The sequence below is a fragment of the Pseudoalteromonas sp. 19-MNA-CIBAN-0066 genome (genome assembly GCF_040308705.1).
Lineage (GTDB): Bacteria > Pseudomonadota > Gammaproteobacteria > Enterobacterales > Alteromonadaceae > Pseudoalteromonas > Pseudoalteromonas nigrifaciens.
Genome location: NZ_JBEONZ010000181.1, coordinates 1 through 279 on the forward strand (window position 1 = coordinate 1; position 279 = coordinate 279).

The window sequence follows — 279 nt, forward strand, 5'->3', positions numbered from 1 at the left end:
GGAATGACATGCTCTCTGCGTTTTTTCATGCGTTCAGGGGGTATAGTCCAAAGTTTATTACCAAAATCGATTTCATCCCATCGAGTACCGGCAGCTTCACCTGGGCGCGTAAGTGTATGTAACTGCCATTCAATTAAAAAACGAGTTACGCGCTTAATTGATGCTATAGCAAGTGTTTGCATTAATTCAGGCAGCTCCTCTGGTTTTAACGAAGGCATGTTTTGTTTTTGCGGCTTTTTGAAAACCTCACTAATCCCTGCAAGTGAATTGGCATTAATG

The 279-nt window shown here is 41.9% G+C and carries 1 protein-coding gene; it reads right to left on the reverse strand.

What is annotated here, in order from left to right; translation table 11 throughout:
- Positions 1–279: tyrosine-type recombinase/integrase (locus AAEZ18_RS18720; RefSeq protein WP_352255900.1), on the reverse strand; the 279-nt coding region annotated here is incomplete at both ends.